This is a genomic window from Actinocorallia longicatena (assembly GCF_039534125.1).
GTDB lineage: Bacteria > Actinomycetota > Actinomycetes > Streptosporangiales > Streptosporangiaceae > Actinocorallia > Actinocorallia longicatena.
On record NZ_BAAAUV010000010.1, the window covers coordinates 152,080 to 169,565 of the forward strand.

A 17,486-nucleotide genomic window follows, 5' to 3' on the forward strand; every position below is an offset into this window, starting at 1 on the left:
ACCCATGACGGATCCCACCGAGGTCGATGTCGTCGTCATCGGCGGCGGGCCGGCCGGCTCCACGCTGGCCACGCTCGTCGCGATGCAGGGGCACCGGGTCCTCGTCCTGGAGAAGGAGCGTTTTCCGCGCTACCAGATCGGAGAATCGCTGCTGCCCTCGACGATCCACGGCGTGTGCAGGCTCACCGGGGTGGCCGACGAACTGGCCGCCGCGGGATTCCCCAAGAAGCGCGGCGGAACGTTCCGGTGGGGGGCGACGCCCGAGCCCTGGACCTTCGCCTTCTCCCACTCGCGTCAGATGGCGGAGCCGGTGTCGTTCGCCTATCAGGTGGAGCGATCGAAGTTCGACGAGATCCTGCTCCGCAACGCCGGCCGGAACGGCGCGCAGGTGCGGGAGGAATGCGCCGTCATCGATGTCGTCGAGGACGGCGAGGGCAGGGTGGCCGGTGTGCGCTACACCGACGCCGAGAACCGAGAGCAGGAGGTACGGGCCGCCTTCGTCGTCGACGCCTCCGGCAACAAGAGCCGCGTCCATCAACGCGTCGGGGGCAAGCGCTGGTACTCGGACTTCTTCCGCAGCATCGCCCTCTTCGGCTACTTCGAAGGCGGTAAGCGGATGCCCGCCCCGAACACCGGCAACATCCTCTGCGTCGCCTTCACCAGCGGCTGGTTCTGGTACATCCCGCTGAGCGACACGCTGACCAGCGTCGGCGCGGTCGTCCGGCGGGAGATGGCTGCGAAGATACAGGGCGATCCCGAGCAGGCCATGGCGGCCCTCATCGAGGAATGTCCGATGATCTCGGAGTACCTGGCCCCCGCGACGCGGGTCACGACCGGACAGTACGGACGGCTGCGCGTCCGCAAGGACTACTCCTACCTGCAGACCAAGTTCTGGCGACCGGGTCTCGTCCTCGTCGGTGACGCCGCCTGCTTCATCGACCCGGTGTTCTCCTCGGGAGTTCATCTCGCCACCTACAGCGCCCTCCTCGCCGCCCGCTCGATCAACAGCATCCTGGGCGGGATCGTCGGCGAGGAGCAGGCTCTGGCGGAGTTCGAGGCGCGGTACCGGCGGGAATACGGGTTGTTCTACGAATTCCTCACCTCGTTCTACGACATGCACCGCGACGACAAGTCCTATTTCTGGCAGGCGAAGAAGGTCACCGGCAACAGCGGGCCCGAGCTGGAGGCCTTCGTCGAGCTGATCGGCGGCGTCTCCTCCGGCGAGGCCGCGCTGCTCGACGCGGACACCGTGGCCAAGCGCCTGCGCACCAACACCGAGGAGCTCACCGCCGCGGTCGACGCGGTCGTCACCGGCGGTGACGAGACCATGGAACCCCTGATGAAGCCCGGTTTCGTACGGGACGCCCTGGCCGAGGGCATGGTCCTGGAGATGCGCGCCATGCTGGGAGACGTCGGCGCTCCCGACCGCCCCCGGGTCGCCGGAGGACTGGTCGCCTCCCCTGACGGCATGTTCTGGATCCCCTCCCCCCAGGAGTGACCCGCGAAGAAGAAGGACCGGACCCGGTGATCGGGTCCGGTCCTTCTTCTTCGCGGTCCGCGGCTATCCGGCGGTCTTCTTGTTGAACAGGGATCGCGACCAGAGGTAGCCCACCAGGGCGATGCCCACGAGCCAGAGGATGGAGATCCATCCGTGGTCGCCGACCGAGGTGTCCATCAGCAGCCCGCGCAGCGTGTCCTCGATGTGGGTCATCGGCTGGTTCGCCGTGAACACCTGCAGCCAGCCCGGCATCGTGCTGGTCGGAACGAAGGCGCCGCTCAGGAAGGGCAGCAGCGAGAGCAGCGACGCCATGCTGGCCGCACCGGACGCGTTCCCGGCCGACAGCCCGATCCCGGCCGCCAGCCAGGCGACCGCGTAGAGCATCAGGAGGACGAGGCCGACCGCGGCGAGCCAGCGCACGGCGTCGGTGGTGGGCCGGAAGCCGATGGCCAGCGCGATCACCACCACCAGGACGATTCCGACGAAGGTCCGCAGCGTGCTGCCGATGACATGCCCGGACAGCACGGAAGCCCTGCTGATGGCCATGGTGCGGAACCGGTCGATGATGCCTTCGCTCATGTCGGCGTTGACCGCGACGGCGATGGCGCTGGCCGAATAGCCGGCACCCATGAGAATGATGCCGGGGACGACGTAGTCGATGTACTTCACTCCGCCGGTGTCCAGAGCGCCGCCGAAACCGTAGTTGAACAGCAGCAGCACGATCAGCGGCAGCAGGATCGTCATGATGAGGGTCGAGGGGTTCCGCGTGGTGTGCTTCAGGACCCTGCCGACCATGGTCTGCAGGTCATCGAGCGCGTAGGTGATGGCACTCATGGCACGTCATTTCCTCGCTGTCGCGTTCTCTGAGATCACTTCGCTCTGCCGGGCGCCCTTGTGACCCGTGAGGGCGAAGAAGACGTCATCGAGGTCGGGGGTGTGGATGGCCAGCTTCTCCACCGTGACGGGCATTCCGCTGAGGCGGTCGAGCAGGGTCCGCAGAAGATCGACGCTGCCGTCGCTGGGCACCTGCAGGGTCAGCTTCTCGGGGTCGGACGTGCTGTCGTCCACGGCTTCCGCCGCGGCCTCGAGCTGGTGCTGGTCGGCGAACTGGAGGCTGATGTGGCCGCCGGGGATGCGGCTCTTGAGCTCGTCGGGTGTTCCCTCCGCGACCAGCTTGCCCTGGTCGAGCAGCGCGATCCGGTCGGCGAGGTGGTCGGCCTCCTCCAGTTGCTGGGTGGTCAGGAAGATCGTCACCCCGTCCGAGGCCAGCTCGCGGATGAGCTCCCACATGGTGCGCCTGCTGCGCGGGTCCAGCCCCGTCGTGGGCTCGTCGAGGAAGATGATCTCCGGCCGTCCGGCCAGGCTCATCGCCAGGTCCAGCCGGCGCTTCATCCCGCCCGAATACGTCATCGTGTACTTGTCGGCGGCGTCCGCCAGGTCGAACCGGTCGAGCAGTTCGCCGGCGCGGGTGCGGGCGTCCTGGCGGGAGAGGCGGTTGAGCCTTCCCATCAGCAGCAGGTTCTCCCGGCCGGTCAGCATCTTGTCGACGGCCGAGAACTGGCCTGTCACCGCGATGGCGGAGCGGACGCCGTCCGCCTCGGCCTTCAGGTCGTGGCCCGCGATGGTGGCCTCACCGTCGTCCGCGGGGATGAGCGTCGAAAGGATCCGGACGGTCGTCGTCTTTCCCGAACCGTTCGGGCCGAGCAGAGAGAAGATCGTGCCGGCTCGGATGTCCAGGTCTATGCCGTCGAGGACCACGTGGTCGCCGAACGACTTGCGCAGCCCGTTCACCACGATCGCCGGCTCCGGTGAGGTGATGGTCACTGTCTCCTCGTTTCCTGGTCTGAGAAAACACGGCCTTGCGAGGGGGTGCCGGCCCGTCAGGTGGAGCCGGCGCCTCCCGGGTCGGACAGCCGTCCTTCGGCGCGCAGCTTGTCGCGGTGGACCCGCCACTCGTCGCGCAGTTCGGGCAGCCGTTCCGACAGGAAGTCCGCCAGGGCCGCCAGCTCTTCCAGGACGGCCCGGCGGATCGATGAGTCGTCGGGCAGCAGCGCCAGACCTTCCCGCATCAAGGCCGCTTGCTCTCGGTGGATCGTGGCGTCGAAGCCCTTGGGCTCGATGCGGGCGGGATCGATGCTGAAATGATCGACGCGCTCGCCCGCCGCCCGGGTGCGGCGGACGAGCTGGTAGGTCTCGAGCAGCTTCACGGCACCGGTGATGGCGCTGCGGCTCGCCAGGAGCACCTCGCTCAGGCCTGCGATCGTCTGCTGCGGCGGATCGCACACGATGAGGTAACCGAGGAGCCTGCCCGCCATGGGCGGGAAGCCGTACTGGCGGGCGTAGAAGCGGCCCGCGTGGTCGGCGAAGATCAGTTCGGCATCTGTTGACACATGACAGAGACTACAGCTCTGACAGAGATGACACAATTTTCTGTCATCAGTGTGAAGTGACCGGGCCGGGGGGCCGGTTCCGGTTCTCAGTCGAGGCCGAGTTCTCCCATCCTGCTCCAGCCGGTGGTGCCGGGGATGGTGGTGCTGACGATCTCGGGGGCTCGCTGGACGAGCGGGCGCATCGTCTCCATGGCCTCGGCGAAGTGGGCGGAGCCGACGTGGGCGGCGGCCGCGTCGTCCTGGAACGCCTCGACGAGGACGTAGGTGTCCGGGTCGTCGAGGGACCGGGACCACTCGAACCACAGGTTGCCGGGTTCGGCGCGGGTGGCCTGGGTGAAGGCCTCCACCCGGGACGGCCACTCCTCCGCGTGCTCCGGCTTCACGGCGAACTTCACGACGATGAAAATCATGCGCCTCAGCCTACGGCTTGGGAGGTCAGGTGGCCGTCGGCCAGGGTCAGGTGACGGGTGAGTCCGATGGCGTCGAGGAAGCGCTCGTCGTGGCTGATGACGATGAAGGCGCCTTCGTAGGCGTTCAGGGCGGACTCGAGCTGGGCGGTGCTCACGAGGTCGAGGTTGTTGGTGGGCTCGTCGAGCAGGAGGAACTGGGGTGCGGGCGTGGTGAACAGGACGCACGCCAGGGTGGCCCGCAGCAGCTCGCCGCCGGAAAGGGCGCTGACCGGGAGGTGGGCTCTGTCGCCGCGGAACAGGAAGCGGGCCAGGAGGTTCATCCGGTCGGCGGGAAGCATCTCTGGGGTGGTGGCGGCCAGGTTCTCCGCGACCGTCAGGGACGGGTCGAGCAGGTCGAGGCGCTGGGAGAGGTAGGCGGTCTTCGCGTTGGGCCGGGACGCGCCGCCGTCTCCGATGACCAGGCGCAGGAGCGTGGTCTTGCCCGTGCCGTTGGCTCCGGTCAGGGCGATGCGCTCGGGGCCGCGCACGGTCAGGCTCACGCCCTCGCCGGCGAACACCGGCCGTCCGTCGTGGTGGGCCTGGAGGCCTTCGGCGTGGAAGACGGTGCGGCCCGCGGGGACCTGGGTGCCGGGCAGCTCCAACGTGATCGCCTGGTCGTCGCGCAGGGCGCGGGAGGCCTCGTCCAGGCGCGTTCTGGCGTCGCCCAGCCGGGTGGCGTGGACGTCGCCCGCCCGTCCGGCGGATTCCTGGGCGTTCCGCTTCATCGTCCCGGCGAAGATCTTGGGAAGCCCGGCGTTCTTGAGGTTGCGGGAGGCGTTGGAGGCGCGGCGGTCGGCCCTTTCCCGTGCCTGCTGCAGCTCCCGCTTCTCCCGTTTGACGTCCTGTTCGGCGGCGCGGATGTTCTTCTCGGCGCTCTCGCGGGCGGCCTCGACCGTCTCCTCGTAATGGGTGTAGTCGCCGCCGTAGGTGCGGAGTCCGCCGTGGTCCAGCTCGGCGATCCGGTCCATCCGGTCCAGGAGCGCGCGGTCGTGGCTGACCAGCAGGAGGCAGCCGTTCCAGGCGTCCAGGGCGGTGTGCAGCCTGCGGCGGGCCTCCCCGTCCAGGTTGTTGGTGGGCTCGTCGAGCAGGAGGACGTCGGGCCGCTTCAGGAGCCGGCCCGCCAGCCCGAGGGAGACGATCTGGCCGCCGCTCAGGGTGTCCAGGCGGCGGTCGAAGGCGAGGTCGCCCAGACCGAGGCGGTCGAGCTGGGCGCGGGTGCGTTCCTCGATGTCCCAGTCGTCGCCGATCGTGGTGAAGTGCTCCTCGCTCGGGTCGCCCGACTCGATGGCGTCCAGGGCGCGGATCACGGGGGCGATCTCCAGCACCTCCGCGACGGTCGGCTCACCGGCGAGCGGCAGCGTCTGGGGCAGGTAGCCCAGGACGCCCTCGACCGTGGCTTTCCCGCCGGAGGGCGTGTACTCGCCCGCGATCAGTTTCAGCAGCGTGCTCTTGCCCGCGCCGTTGGGGGCGACCAGGCCCGTGCGGCCCGCGCCGACGGTGAAGGAGAGCTCCTGGAAGACGGGCGTGCCGTCGGGCCAGGAGAAGGAGAGGTTCGAAGCGGTGATGAAGGACATGACGGGTCCTCGGAAGTGACGCGGGCGCGCGACGGCGGCCCTGCGGTGAACAGGTGAGAGGGGACGTCGGAACGGCCGCGGCGGCAGCGCTCCCGCGCGCCTGCCTGCGGCAGATCAGCTCCGGCTTATACCGGAGACGTCCTCACCGACCATGTCCGTACTCCCTGTCGAGATCACTACCCGCCATTGTATTCGCAGGCGGGCCCGGCCGGGACCGGGGCCCGGGCATCAGGCCCCGCTCCTCAGCCGGCGGAGCTGGGCGCCGAGGCGGGCGGGGTCGGCGCCCTCCGGGAGGAGGTTCCTGAGCTGGTCGGGGTCGGAGCGCAGATCGTAGTACTCGCGGAAGACGACCGCGCCGGTGCCCTCGGTGGGACGCCCCTCGGCGTCGAGGTAGGTGTCCAGGTACTCGGTGTACTGCCGGTCGCGGGAGAGCAGCGAGGTCCAGGTCGGCGGCTGGTGGGCGATCTTCTCGCGGCCGTTCCACCACTCGATCACCAGTTCAGGACGGTCCCAGGTGCTCAGCAGAGAGCGGCCGTCGCAGGGCAGCGGCTCTGCGCCCGCCGCCTCCAGCAGGGTGGGGGCGAGGTCGATGTTGGCCGCCATCCTGCCGTCGGCGCGGCCGCCGCCCAGCCCACCGCGCGGCCACGCCAGCCACAGCGGCACCCGGACGGCCGGAGCATAGGGGACGCTCTTGCGCAGCCAGCCGTGCTGGGACCAGCTGTAGCCGTTGTCGCTGATCACGGCGATCACGGTGTTCTCCAGCTGGCCCGAGGCGCGCAGTCCGGCGACGAGCGCGGCGAACAGGTCGTCGACCGACCGCAGGGCGCGCAGCTGCTTCGCGCGCAGCTCGCGGCCGTCGGTGACGGTGGCTTCGGAGTCGCGGATGTAGGGCGGTTTGTCGGAGCGGTCGGGCTCGGCCGCGTCCGGGCCCGGCGTCCACGGCGGCACCTCCAGATCGGCGTACTTCGGTTCGGGGTGGTAGGGCGCGTGCGGGGCGTAGGGCGCGACGTACAGGAACCACGGCCGGGGGTCGGGCTCGCCCAGGAAGGAGAGCGCCTCGTCGCGGACCACGCTCGTGGTGTACTGGGAGCGCTTGTACCGTCCCCCGTTGACGCTCCACAGGGCGTCCTCGTAGCGCGGCCTGGCCATCATCGCGTAGTGCTCGAAGAACGGCGGGGCGTCCTCGGCCCGCCAGCCGTTGAGGTACTTGCCGACCATGCCGGTGCGGTAGCCGGTCTCGCGCAGCCGGTGCTGGAGGGTGCGCGTGGCGTCCAGGCGGCGGGGGTGCCGATTGTCCCTGACCCCGTGGTGGTGGGCGCGGCGGCCGGTCATGATCGAGGATCGGGCCGGAGCGCACAGCGGTGTGGTGGTGTGCGCGAAGGTGAAGGTGACGCCCTGCTCCGCCATGTGGCGATGGAGCCTGGGCAGCCCCCAGCCGGTGTCCATGGGCTGGTCGTCGGTGACGAGCACGAGCAGGTTCGGCCTCGCCTGCCTGCGCCTTCTCGCCGGTGGCGGCGCGGCGGGCGACGCCGCCGCCGCGGGCAGCGCGCCCAGCGCGGTGAGCGCGGTTCCGGTGAGAACGGTGCGGCGGCTGATCACTCGGGGGCGCTCCTTCGGGCCGGGGGGACGACCTTCCGATCATCACCCTGTGCGATCACCAGTATTCACCAAGTCACGTCCGAGTGCGTACGCGGCGGCCAGGTCGCCGCCGCGATAGGAGACGGTGGCCAGGTCGGCGAGGTGGTGGTCGGCGTTGACCGCCACGGTCCAGGGCAGATGCCGGAAGAGCGGAGCATCCGACATGGAGTCACCGTAAGCGACGACACGATCGAGCGGAAGGCCGTGGCGGGCCCGCAGCTCCTCGGTGACCGCGACCTTGGAGTCGGGGGTGAGGATGCCGTCCGGATCGAGGGGACCGGCGAACGGCGGGGCGGGGAAGCGGGAGGCGACGACCTCGTCGAGACCGAGGTCGAGCAGGTGCCGGGCGAAGAAGTCCGGCGACATGGTGATGACCGCGCTGTGCTCGCCGCGTTCGCGGATGTCGGCACAGACCTCGGCGATCCCGGTCAGCCAGGGCGCCCCGTGGAAGGCCTCGGCGACCAGCTCGGGGGTCAGGTCGTGCCAGAGCGCGTGGACGGCGGCGGCGAAGCCCCTGGTGTCGAGGCGGCCCGCGGAGAACTCGGCCTCCAGCGCGGCGAGCTCGGTGCCGGTTCCGTGCCGTGCGGCGAGCTGGAGGTTGGCGGTGCTGCCGGCCAGGAGAGTGCCGTCCATGTCGAACACGTGCAAGATCACCTGTTCATTGTGACGGACACCGCAACCGTTTTCTCGGCCAATGAGACATCGATCAATGACACATAGGTCACTGACCCGTTATCGTGCGACATGTTTCGAGGTGTTGTGCCGGGAATGTGAGGACGCATGGTGGGCCTGATCGCAGAAGAAGTGACCAAACCGGCCGGAGGCGCGGCTCTGGACCAGGTGTTCATCGCCAGCGGAGCGGCCCTCGTGCTGACCCTGGTGCTGCTCGTCCTCGGCTGGGGGCAGCGCAGCGGGAGGCTGCCGCTCCTCGGCCGGGCCGCCGAGACCGCCCGCAGGATCGGGGGCGACTCGCTGCCGGGTTGGGCCGCCCTGCCCTCCGCGACCGCCCTGGTCTCGCTCGTCACCGCCTTGCTCGGGATGTACTGGGACATCTCCCTGCACATCACCCATGGCCGCGACGAGGGCCCGCTGGCCAACATCGCCCACTATCCGATCCTCATCGGGCTGTTCGGCATCTTCGCCGCCGGGATGATCGGGCTGGTCCTCCCGGTCAAGGAGAAGCCGGGACCGGCACCCATCAAGATCACCCGCACCTGGTACGCGCCCGCCGGAGCGATCCTTGTCACCGGAGCGGGCTTCTACGCGCTGCTCGGCTTCCCCCTCGACGACGTCTGGCACCGCATCTTCGGGCAGGACGTGACCCTCTGGGGGCCGACCCACCTGATGCTCATCGGCGGCGCGGGCCTCTCCCTGGTCGGCCTGATGGTCCTCGAGCGCGAGGGACGGGCCGCCGCCGGGGGCGCCGAGGCGAGCAGGGTCGTGGCGTTCGTGCGCCGCGGCGCGGTCTGCGGCGGGCTCCTGATCGGGCTGTCGGTGTTCCAGGCCGAGTTCGACTTCGGCGTGCCGCAGTTCCGGCTGGTCAACCAGCCCTTCATGATCGCCCTCGCCGCCGGCTGCGCCCTGGTCGCGGCCCGGCTCTGGGTCGGCCGGGGCGGTGCGGTGTTCGCGGCACTGTTCTACTTCCTGATCCGCGGCGGTGTCTCCATCGCGGTCGGCCCCGTCATCGGCGAGCTGACCCCCTCGGTCCCGATGTACCTGGCCGAGGCGCTGTGCGTCGAGGTCGTCGCGCTGCTGCTCATCCACCGTCCGCTCGTGTTCGGGCTGGCCTCGGGCGCGACCATCGGCACCGCCGGATTCGCCGCCGAGTACGCCTGGACCCAGGTCGCCTTCCCCCTCCCCTGGGATCAGGACATCATCATCGAGGGCGTCGCCATGGCCCTCGCGGGCGGCCTCACCGGCGGCGTGCTCGGCGCGATGCTCGCCCTCGGCATCGAGGGACGGATGCCGAAGCCGACCGTCGCCCGGCCGCTGTTCGCCGCCTCCCTGCTGGTCATCGCCGGGGCCGTCGCGAACGGCCTGGTGTTCAGTGTGCCGAAGGACATGTCGGCGACCTTCGCCGTCTCCCCCGACGGCAACGCCACCATCGAGCTGAGCCGCCCCGTCTCCAGCGCCGCGTGGGTGGACGTCACGGGCTGGCAGGGCGGCGGGCTGCACATCGACCGGCTCGAGAAGACCGGCCCCGCGACCTACCGGACGACCGAGCCGATGCCGCTCACGGGAGACTGGAAGACGCTGCTGCGCGTCCATGACGGGCGCACCCTCACGGCCGTCCCGATCTATCTGCCGAAGGACGCGGCGATCGGCGCCGAGGAACTGGCCGCCACCCCGAGCTTCACCCGCCCCTTCCAGGGCGAGAAGCAGATCCTCCAGCGCGAGCTCAAGGAAGACGTTCCCGGCTGGGTCTGGGCGGCCGCCTCCCTCATCGTGCTGGCCTGCACGCTCATCCTGATCCTCGCCCTGGCATGGGGCGTCGGCAGGACCTCCCGGGCCGTCGCCGAGCGGCCCGAGGCGGTACGGTCTCGCGTATGACCCCCGTCCTGGCCCACCATGCCGCCATCGAGGCCATCGCGCTGTTCATCCCGGCCCTGGCCATCATCGGCGTCATCGCGGGGGCGGTCATCCTCGACCGCCGCCGCGCGGCCGACGACGAGGAGGAGGGGGCCGAGCCGGAGACCGGCCAGGCCGCCGACCGGCAGCAGGGCTAGCTAGCGGCCCACCGCGCTGCGGAGGGCCGCCTCGATGACCTCGAGGCCCGCGATCGCGTCGTTCAGGGGGACGGGCGGCGGCGCTCCGGTCTCGAGTGAGGCGGCGACCGCGGCGTAGAAGTCCTGGTAGGCGCCGGGGTCGGTCCGCACGGGACGGGCCCGGCCCGGGACGCCGAGGAAACCGTAGGTCTCCGGCGGCATCTGGCCCCAGCCGGGCTCGGCGGGCGTGCGGCCGGCCCGCAGGGCGTCCTCCTGGCCGTCCATCCCGTGGATCACATAGGACGCCCTGTCCCCCAGGATCCGGAACCGGGGGCCGAGGTCGGCGGCCGTCGCGGACGCCCACAGGTGCGACCGGGTGCCGCCCTCGTGGGTCAGGCCGAGGAACACGTCGTCGGGGACCTTGGCCCCCGCACGCCGGGTGTCGACCTCGGCGTAGACGTGGGTCGGCGGCCCGAACAGGCAGATCGCCTGGTCGATGAGGTGGGTGCCCAGGTCGTAGATGATGCTGCCCGACGGGTCGTCCTCCTTCCACGACTCCTTGACCTCCGGCCGCCACCGCTCGAAGCGCGACTCGAAGCGCAGCACCTCTCCGAGGGAGCCGTCACCGGCCAGGCGCCTGACCGTGCGGAAGTCGCCGTCCCAGCGGCGGTTGAGGTAGGGGAAGACCGGCGGGCCGATCTGGCCGAGCTCCCGGGCGTCGGCGGAGTTCGTCGCGATCGGCTTGTCGATCACCACGGGCAGGCCCGCCTCGAGCGCCTTGCGCGCCAGCGGCACATGGGTGGAGTTGGGCGTGGCGATGACCACCAGGTCACAGCCCTGGGGTTCCCGGAAGACGATCTCGGCGTCGGGTATCACGGCCACGCCCGGGTACCGGCTCCGGACGGCCTCCTGCCGTTCCGGATTGCCCGTCACCACCCCGACCAGGACCATCCCCGGCACAGAAGTGATCAATGGAGCGTGGAAAGCCGATCCCCCGAGCCCGTATCCGACGAGCACCACACGTACGGTCATACACTGATCATGGCAAACGTTAACGCGGCCCAGGTCTACCGGGTACCGGGGAATCATCCGTGGCGCTCCCGAAGACGGCCGGATCGACGCGCTCGCCCCGAACTTCCCTCTAGGGCAGGCGCAGTTCCGCGAAGACCGCGCGGTGGTCGCTGCGCGGCAGGTCGTGGACGGAGTAGCCGAGGATCGCCACGCGGCGGTCGGCGTACACGTGGTCGATGACGATTCCGGGGAGCCTGTGACCCGTCGCCGGCCAGGTCGCGGCCAGCCCCTCGCCCCTGGCCCGTCCCGCGTCGCGGTAGCCCGTGGCCAGCAGCGAGCGCATGGAGACATGGTCGAGGGTGGCGTTGAAGTCGCCCGCCATGACGCGCACCTGGCCGCCGGGCGTGGCCCCGGGCAGGTCACGCTGGCTGTCGGCCCAGCACTCGGCCAGCCACGGGCCCAGCGGGGCGCAGGTGTGGACCGCCACGAACTCGAACGGCGCGGCCCCCGGCATCTGGACGTCGACCCGGATCGAGCCCCCGGGCGACTCCTTCATCGCTCCCAGGGGGAACCGCGAGTACAGCACCGTGTCGCGCGTGCCCTCGAGCCGGTACGGCAGCAGCCTGTCGAGCCCCGCCGCACCCGTTTCCGCGATCTTGTGCTGCGGCAGCTCCTGCACCGACAGCAGGTCGACGCGTAGCTCGGCCGCCAGCTTGACCAGGTCGGCCGCGGGGGTCCTGCCCTTCAGCAGGTTCGCCCCCATCACCCGGATGACCGGCCCGCCGGCCTCCGGATTGCCGTCGGCGAGGGCCCTCGGCATGACCAGCGCCACCAGGACCGCCGCGACGACCAGCGCGGCGAGCGCCGGCGCCCAGCGGCGCGCGGCCAGCGCCAGCACCGGCACGACCAGGGCGGCGGCGGCCACGTAGGGCGTGAACGACACGAGCTGGATCCACCGGAACCCCGGCGACCAGCCCGAAGCCCGCACGGCCGCCCACACCGCGAACGGCACGACCAGCAGCCACAGCAAGGCCGACCCCCAACGCCCCACGCCGATCTCCCCCGCTCGCCCTTCACTCATCCTTCCATGGCAGGAAACGTCATAACCGTGTCATTGCGGACAAGCGCCCCTCCGGAGCAGGCTTCAGGGGTGAGCCACCGTGTCGTCTTCCTCGTCTATCCCGGCGTGCAGAGCCTCGACCTGACCGGGCCGCTGGAGGTCTTCGCCCAGCGGCCCGGCGACTACCGCACCGAGATCGTCAGCCTTGACGGGACGCCCGTCCGCACCACCAGCGGCCTGGTCCTCCAGCCGGACGGTCCCGCCGCCGCCGCGACAGGCCCGATCGGCACCCTGGTGATCGTGGGCGGGCTGGGCGCGGTCGAGGCGTTCCAGGACACCGCCGTGCTCGCCTGGATCAGGGACGCCGCCGCACGGTCGGAACGCGTCTCCTCGGTGTGCAGCGGCGCGTTCCTGCTGGCGGCCGCGGGGATCCTCGACGGCCGCACGGCCACCTCGCACTGGCGCGCCTGCCCCCACCTGGCCCGCATGTTCCCCGCGACGGTCTTCGAGCCCGACCGCATCTTCGTCAGGGACGGCGAGGTCTGGACGTCCGCGGGAGTCACCAGCGGCATCGACATGTCCCTCGCCATGGTTGAAAACGATCATGGTCCCGCCGCGGCGCTCGCGATCGCCCGTGAACTCGTGGTGTTCGTCCAGCGGCCGGGAGGCCAGGCCCAGTTCAGCGCCCAGCTTCGGGCGTCACGGCCGGGGCACGCCGCCCTCGCCGATCTCCAGCACTGGATCCCCGACCACCTGGACACCGATCTCAGCGTCGCCGCCCTCGCGGGCCGGGCCTCGATGAGCCCCCGTCACTTCGCCCGGCTGTTCGCCCGCCAGGTGGGCCGCACCCCGGCCGCCTATGTCGAGTCCGTCCGGGTGGAGACCGCCCGCCGGCTGCTCGAGACCACCGCCCTGCCCGTCGACGCCATCGCCCGCACCTGCGGGTTCGGCACGTCCGAAACGATGCACCGCAGCTTCAAGCGGCTCGTCTCGGTCACTCCCGGCGCCTACCGCCGCCACTTCGCCCATCGCCCGCACTCCACAGAAGGCTGACCATGCGCATCGTCTTCCCGCTCTATCCCGGCTTCACCTCCCTCGACGTCATCGGCCCCTACGAGGTCCTCTCCCGCCTGCCCGAGGCCGAGGCCGTCTTCGCCGCCGTCAGGCCGGGCCCCGTCACCGGCGAGGGCGGCGTCACAGTGACCGCCACCCATGCCCTCGCCGACCTGACCGAGGCGGACATCATCGTGGTCCCGGGCGGCCCCGGCACCCGCGAGGCCGTCTCGGACGCGGCCTATGTCGCCTGGCTGAAGGCGATCGACGCCACCACCACCTGGACGACCTCGGTCTGCGGCGGCTCCCTCCTCCTGGGCGCCGCCGGCCTGCTCACCGGCCTGGAGGCCACCTCGCACTGGACCGCGGCCGACCTCCTGCCGGTCTTCGGCGCGACCTTCACCCTCCAGCGCGTCGTCTTCCAGGGAAAGGTCGTCACCGCGGCGGGAGTCTCCTCCGGCATCGACATGGCGCTCGCCCTGTTCGCCCGCATCGAGGGCGACGACGCCGCGCAGACCGTCCAGCTCCACATCGAGTACGACCCGCAGCCGCCCTTCGACCACGGCTCCCCCGCCAAGGCGACCCCCGACCAGATCCAGCGGGTCCGGAAGCTGGTCATGGGCTGACGCCTTTACAAAGTAAGTCAACCCGTGGGCGGCGGGGAAGCGAAGTCCGCGAAGGCCGGGGCTCCCGGCTCCAGCGGGAGCCGGGCCGCGGTGGCCGTGAAGCTGATCGCGTGGTACCAGCCGCACAACAGGAGCAGGTCGAGGATCTGCTCCGCGCCGAAGGCCGCGGCGAGCGGGGCCCAGAGTTCGTCGGCGATGTCGCCGCGGGCGTGCAGGCCGTCCGCGACCCGGATGAGCAGCGCCTCATCAGGGGACGTCCAGCACGGATCGGCGGCATCGCCGTGGGTGAGCGAGGCGATCTGCTCCGGGGTGAGCTTCACCCGCCCGGCGAACATCGCGACATGGACGCCCCACTCGTACTCGCAGCGGCACAGAGCACAGGTACGGGTGATCACGATCTCGCGCTGCCTCATGCTCAGGCTCAGCTCGCGGCCCAGCTCGTAACGGCCCCAGCCGTGCATCGCCGCGGCCATGGGCAGGTTGCGGGCGAACAGGCGGAACAGGCCGATCGGCGGCTGCCCGGGAGGCATCATGCCGGTCAGCAGCGCGTCGGCCTCGGGGCTGTAGGGCGGTTCCAGGGGAGCAATGCGAGCCATCAGACCCTCCTTGTTTCGAAAATAGAAACATCATGGGCGATGGTAGTGTTTTGAAAAACGAAACACAAGGAGGCGGGACGATGGGAACACCGCTTCCCGGGCGTCCGGTCCGGGGCTCCAGCAGCGGCCGTCCGCTGATGGCGGCGATGGACCTGCTCAGCCGCCGCTGGGCGCTGCGCCTGTGCTGGGAGCTGCGCGACGGCCCGGTCGGCGCCCGGGCACTACTCGCCCGCTGCGAGGGCCTGTCCTCCAGCGTCCTCTACCAGCGCCTCGCCGACCTGACCACCGCCGGCCTGGTCACGTCCGGCCCTCCCGGCTATACCCTCACCGACCTCGGCACCTCCCTCGGCCCAGCTTTGAGCGCCCTCGATGACTGGGCGGTGACCTGGGCCGGCTCCCTCCGGAGCGACGACGAACCGGAGGAACACGGTCCAGCGCCTCTCATCGATCCGTCCCAGCGGTTATCTCCCGGGAAGAACCGTTCTCGACGATGATGGAGCGGTGCTCGCGGAGATCGAAGCCGTCTTCACCGACCGGGAAGAGGCCCTGGAGGCGTTCGACGCCTTTCTCCGCGACGCCTCGCGCGTCCTGCTCTTCTGGGGAGTCGCCGGGCAGGGGAAGTCGGCGCTGCTCCGTGAGCTCTCCGGACGGACCGCGGAACCGGGGCTGGTCGACCTGGAGACCCTCGTCGACTACGAGAGCAGCGACGGCCTCGACCTCGCCGAGGTCCTCATCGACCGGCTCGCGGCCTTTCTCCTCGGCCGGTCGGGAAGGCGTTCCGCGTTCCTGAGGCAACGCTACCGGCGGGACAAGAACCTGGCGCGGGCCCGTTTCACGGCGGTCGCGCCGGTGCACGTCCAGCTGACGGCGGTGGAGTCCGGCACGATCGAACGCAACGAGATCAACGTGGACACCGGCGCTCACCTCCGGTACGGACGAGCTGAGTTCCGCGACGCTCTCATCCGGGCCCTGTGCCGGATCGCCGGGGGAAGAACGGCACTCGAGGGCGTCCTGATGATCGATACCCTGGAGCGGCTGACGTTCCTCGACGGCATCGCCGGAGAGGGCGAGACACCCACGCGGATCAGGCACTGGTTCGTCCAGGAGCTGCTGCCCGCACTCTGCGTCGCAGCCCCGTCGGTGAAGATCGTCCTTGCGGGCAGGGAACGGCTGGAGATCCCCGAAGGGCTGTGCCGCCGGCAGGTGGAACTGACCGAATGGACTCCCGCCGACAGCGCCACCTACCTCACCAGGGTCGGCGTGACGGACGCTCCCACCGTCAAGGGCATCCAGGCGGCATGCGGCGGACTACCCCTGTGGACGAGCCTCGCCGCGGACGCCTGTCGGCTCGGCGAGGGCGGCGACGCCTCCTGGTCCATTCGCGCCGCGGAGGGCAGGGTCGTACACGAATGGCTGCCGCGTGAGTTCCTGCGAAGGCTTCCGCACGCGCAAAGGGAGATCGTGACAGCTGCGACGGTACCTCGCGTCATCACCAAGGAGGTCGTCGGGGTCCTGCTACCGCCCGGGGACCGTGAGCCCGACTGGTACACCAAGCTCTGCGGCCTCTCCTTCGTCCGCCTGGTGACCGACCCGACCGGACGCTCGGAGATCCGCATGCACGACCTGATCCGGTCCGCACTGCTGGCCTATCTCGAAGCCCAGGAACCGGCTCTGCTTGCCGGGCTGCACGCCCGGGCGGCCGCCTACCACGCGGCCGGCGGCACCGTTCTCGACAGCGCCTACCACCGTTTCGCCAGCGGAGACTTCTCCCTGGAGGAACAGTGGAGGCGGGCCCTCGATGACGCGCTGCAACGTCATGACCTGGGCCAAGCCCTGCAGTACACGAGCATCATCCTAGCTCCCGAGCTCCGTACCGGCCTCGCCGAGCGGAGGGCCGGGCTCCTGAACCACGCACGGGTGAGCGCCGCGCAGATCGCCCTTCATCAGGGTGATCCCGTCAAGGCCGAGGAACTGCTCCTCCTCGTCCTGGAAACGTCCGCCGACGACTCTCTGAGGCTTCAGGCCCTCGATTCGCTCGGCGACATCCTGCTGCGCCAGGGCGACGCAGCGGGCGCGGAACAGCGTTACCGTGAGGCTTTGAACCTGGCCCGCAGGATCGATCACGACCTCGGCATCGTCACCGCTCTGAGCTCTCTCGGCGACGTCCAGCTGCGACGCGGGGCGCTGCCCTCCGCACGCGAGCTGTACGCGGAGGCCATGGAACACGTCCTGCGCAAGCGGCTGCGGAAGCGTGAAGGGCTCGCGCGGCGCTCGATGGGCAGGATCCTCCTCGCCGAAGGAGACCGTGTGAGTGCCCGCGAGCACTTCCTCAGCGCCCTTGCGATCTTCCGTGACGATCGCCATGCCCTGAACGAGGGCCGGACGCTCGTCATCCTCGGGAGGATGGACAGCACCGACGGAGACCTCACCGCGGCCCGCGAGCGCTTCACCCGGGCCCTCGTCTGTGCCCGCGAGGCCAAGTCCGGCCTGCACGAGGCGAATGCTCTGCTGGCCAGTGCCGAGGTCGAGCTGAAATACGGGGGCCTCGAGATCGCCGAATCCGCGGTCCGGAAAGCCCTCGAGCTGTTCGTCCAGGTCGGTTCCCAGCTCGGCGCGGCTCGTTCGACGCGCTGCCTCGGCGACATCTCCCTGGCTCGACAAGACGCCACGGAAGCGGCGCGCCGCTATCGCGAAGCGCTCGCGGCCTTCGAGCGGATCAGCGTGGCGACCGGCGCCGCCGCGGCCTCAGCCGGCCTGGCCTTCGCGCTGAGGCGGCTGGGCGAACCCGCGGCCGAGGCGTCCCACGAGGACGCCCGGCGCCGTTTCGCGGCGATGGGCAGGACGGAGGCGAAGTCCTACGCGCGGCTGGAGCGCCTGTGGGGGTGA

Annotated in this window: 17 protein-coding genes; 7 read left to right on the plus strand and 10 right to left on the minus strand. The window is 70.4% G+C overall.

Annotation, left to right across the window (positions count from 1 at the left end; all coding sequences use genetic code 11):
- Positions 1 to 4 precede the first annotated feature (4 nt).
- Positions 5 to 1,498, plus strand: a complete 1,494-nt coding sequence (locus tag ABD785_RS21575) for a tryptophan 7-halogenase (protein ID WP_344831163.1) — start codon at positions 5 to 7, stop codon at positions 1,496 to 1,498.
- Positions 1,499 to 1,561: 63 nt separating this feature from the next.
- On the opposite strand, the gene ABD785_RS21580 is transcribed toward ABD785_RS21575, so the two are convergent.
- The 7 genes from ABD785_RS21580 to ABD785_RS21610 form a co-directional block, all read right to left on the minus strand.
- Positions 1,562 to 2,332 carry an ABC transporter permease gene (locus tag ABD785_RS21580; RefSeq protein ID WP_344831166.1) on the minus strand — a complete coding sequence of 257 codons (771 nt, stop codon included), beginning with the start codon at positions 2,330 to 2,332 and terminating at the stop codon, positions 1,562 to 1,564.
- 6 nt (positions 2,333 to 2,338) lie between these two features.
- Positions 2,339 to 3,322, minus strand: coding sequence for an ABC transporter ATP-binding protein (locus ABD785_RS21585; protein ID WP_344831168.1), 984 nt, complete (start codon positions 3,320 to 3,322; stop codon positions 2,339 to 2,341).
- A gap of 56 nt (positions 3,323 to 3,378) precedes the next feature.
- Entirely contained in the window at positions 3,379 to 3,888 is a 510-nt protein-coding gene (locus ABD785_RS21590) for a GbsR/MarR family transcriptional regulator (protein WP_344831170.1), read from the minus strand.
- Between the two features lie 86 nt (positions 3,889 to 3,974).
- Positions 3,975 to 4,298, minus strand: coding sequence for a putative quinol monooxygenase (locus tag ABD785_RS21595; protein WP_344831172.1), 324 nt, complete (start codon positions 4,296 to 4,298; stop codon positions 3,975 to 3,977).
- A gap of 5 nt (positions 4,299 to 4,303) precedes the next feature.
- A complete protein-coding gene (locus tag ABD785_RS21600; RefSeq protein WP_344831173.1) occupies positions 4,304 to 5,911 on the minus strand; it encodes an ABC-F family ATP-binding cassette domain-containing protein in 1,608 nt (535 codons plus the stop codon).
- 228 nt (positions 5,912 to 6,139) lie between these two features.
- Positions 6,140 to 7,510, minus strand: coding sequence for a sulfatase family protein (locus ABD785_RS21605; RefSeq protein WP_344831175.1), 1,371 nt, complete (start codon positions 7,508 to 7,510; stop codon positions 6,140 to 6,142).
- A gap of 42 nt (positions 7,511 to 7,552) precedes the next feature.
- A complete protein-coding gene (locus ABD785_RS21610) occupies positions 7,553 to 8,203 on the minus strand; it encodes an HAD family hydrolase (protein WP_344831176.1) in 651 nt (216 codons plus the stop codon).
- Positions 8,204 to 8,329: 126 nt separating this feature from the next.
- On the opposite strand from ABD785_RS21610, the gene ABD785_RS21615 reads away from it, so the two are divergent.
- Entirely contained in the window at positions 8,330 to 10,099 is a 1,770-nt protein-coding gene (locus ABD785_RS21615; protein WP_344831178.1) for a hypothetical protein, read from the plus strand.
- Positions 10,096 to 10,275 carry a hypothetical protein gene (locus ABD785_RS21620; protein WP_344831181.1) on the plus strand — a complete coding sequence of 60 codons (180 nt, stop codon included), beginning with the start codon at positions 10,096 to 10,098 and terminating at the stop codon, positions 10,273 to 10,275. Before ABD785_RS21615 ends, ABD785_RS21620 begins: the two co-directional genes overlap by 4 nt.
- On the opposite strand, the gene ABD785_RS21625 is transcribed toward ABD785_RS21620, so the two are convergent.
- Complete coding sequence (locus tag ABD785_RS21625; RefSeq protein WP_344831183.1) at positions 10,276 to 11,286, minus strand: Gfo/Idh/MocA family oxidoreductase; 1,011 nt, start codon at positions 11,284 to 11,286, stop codon at positions 10,276 to 10,278.
- A gap of 109 nt (positions 11,287 to 11,395) precedes the next feature.
- A complete protein-coding gene (locus ABD785_RS21630; RefSeq protein WP_344831185.1) occupies positions 11,396 to 12,316 on the minus strand; it encodes an endonuclease/exonuclease/phosphatase family protein in 921 nt (306 codons plus the stop codon).
- Between the two features lie 99 nt (positions 12,317 to 12,415).
- Between ABD785_RS21630 and ABD785_RS21635 the strand changes: the two genes are divergently transcribed.
- Both ABD785_RS21635 and ABD785_RS21640 read left to right on the plus strand, forming a co-directional pair.
- Positions 12,416 to 13,378 carry a GlxA family transcriptional regulator gene (locus ABD785_RS21635; RefSeq protein ID WP_344831188.1) on the plus strand — a complete coding sequence of 321 codons (963 nt, stop codon included), beginning with the start codon at positions 12,416 to 12,418 and terminating at the stop codon, positions 13,376 to 13,378.
- 2 nt (positions 13,379 to 13,380) lie between these two features.
- Positions 13,381 to 14,004, plus strand: a complete 624-nt coding sequence (locus ABD785_RS21640; protein ID WP_344831190.1) for a DJ-1/PfpI family protein — start codon at positions 13,381 to 13,383, stop codon at positions 14,002 to 14,004.
- A gap of 17 nt (positions 14,005 to 14,021) precedes the next feature.
- Here ABD785_RS21640 and ABD785_RS21645 read toward each other — a convergent pair whose 3' ends face one another.
- The gene (locus tag ABD785_RS21645; protein WP_344831191.1) at positions 14,022 to 14,600 is read right to left on the minus strand and encodes a carboxymuconolactone decarboxylase family protein; all 579 of its coding nucleotides are present in this window, start codon (positions 14,598 to 14,600) and stop codon (positions 14,022 to 14,024) included.
- 80 nt (positions 14,601 to 14,680) lie between these two features.
- Between ABD785_RS21645 and ABD785_RS21650 the strand changes: the two genes are divergently transcribed.
- Both ABD785_RS21650 and ABD785_RS21655 read left to right on the plus strand, forming a co-directional pair.
- A complete protein-coding gene (locus tag ABD785_RS21650; RefSeq protein ID WP_344831193.1) occupies positions 14,681 to 15,094 on the plus strand; it encodes a winged helix-turn-helix transcriptional regulator in 414 nt (137 codons plus the stop codon).
- A gap of 7 nt (positions 15,095 to 15,101) precedes the next feature.
- Positions 15,102 to 17,486, plus strand: coding sequence for a tetratricopeptide repeat protein (locus ABD785_RS21655; protein ID WP_344831195.1), 2,385 nt, complete (start codon positions 15,102 to 15,104; stop codon positions 17,484 to 17,486).

Bases quoted from the DNA above. Each gene is read 5' to 3' on its own strand.
- ABD785_RS21595 (WP_344831172.1), bottom strand. From the start codon at position 4,298: ATGATTTTCATCGTCGTGAAGTTCGCCGTGAAGCCGGAGCACGCGGAG.
- ABD785_RS21615 (WP_344831178.1), top strand. From the start codon at position 8,330: ATGGTGGGCCTGATCGCAGAAGAAGTGACCAAACCGGCCGGAGGCGCG.
- ABD785_RS21580 (WP_344831166.1), bottom strand. From the start codon at position 2,332: ATGAGTGCCATCACCTACGCGCTCGATGACCTGCAGACCATGGTCGGC.
- ABD785_RS21575 (WP_344831163.1), top strand. From the start codon at position 5: ATGACGGATCCCACCGAGGTCGATGTCGTCGTCATCGGCGGCGGGCCG.
- ABD785_RS21640 (WP_344831190.1), top strand. From the start codon at position 13,381: ATGCGCATCGTCTTCCCGCTCTATCCCGGCTTCACCTCCCTCGACGTC.
- ABD785_RS21625 (WP_344831183.1), bottom strand. From the start codon at position 11,286: ATGACCGTACGTGTGGTGCTCGTCGGATACGGGCTCGGGGGATCGGCT.
- ABD785_RS21645 (WP_344831191.1), bottom strand. From the start codon at position 14,600: ATGGCTCGCATTGCTCCCCTGGAACCGCCCTACAGCCCCGAGGCCGAC.
- ABD785_RS21650 (WP_344831193.1), top strand. From the start codon at position 14,681: ATGGGAACACCGCTTCCCGGGCGTCCGGTCCGGGGCTCCAGCAGCGGC.
- ABD785_RS21620 (WP_344831181.1), top strand. From the start codon at position 10,096: ATGACCCCCGTCCTGGCCCACCATGCCGCCATCGAGGCCATCGCGCTG.
- ABD785_RS21600 (WP_344831173.1), bottom strand. From the start codon at position 5,911: ATGTCCTTCATCACCGCTTCGAACCTCTCCTTCTCCTGGCCCGACGGC.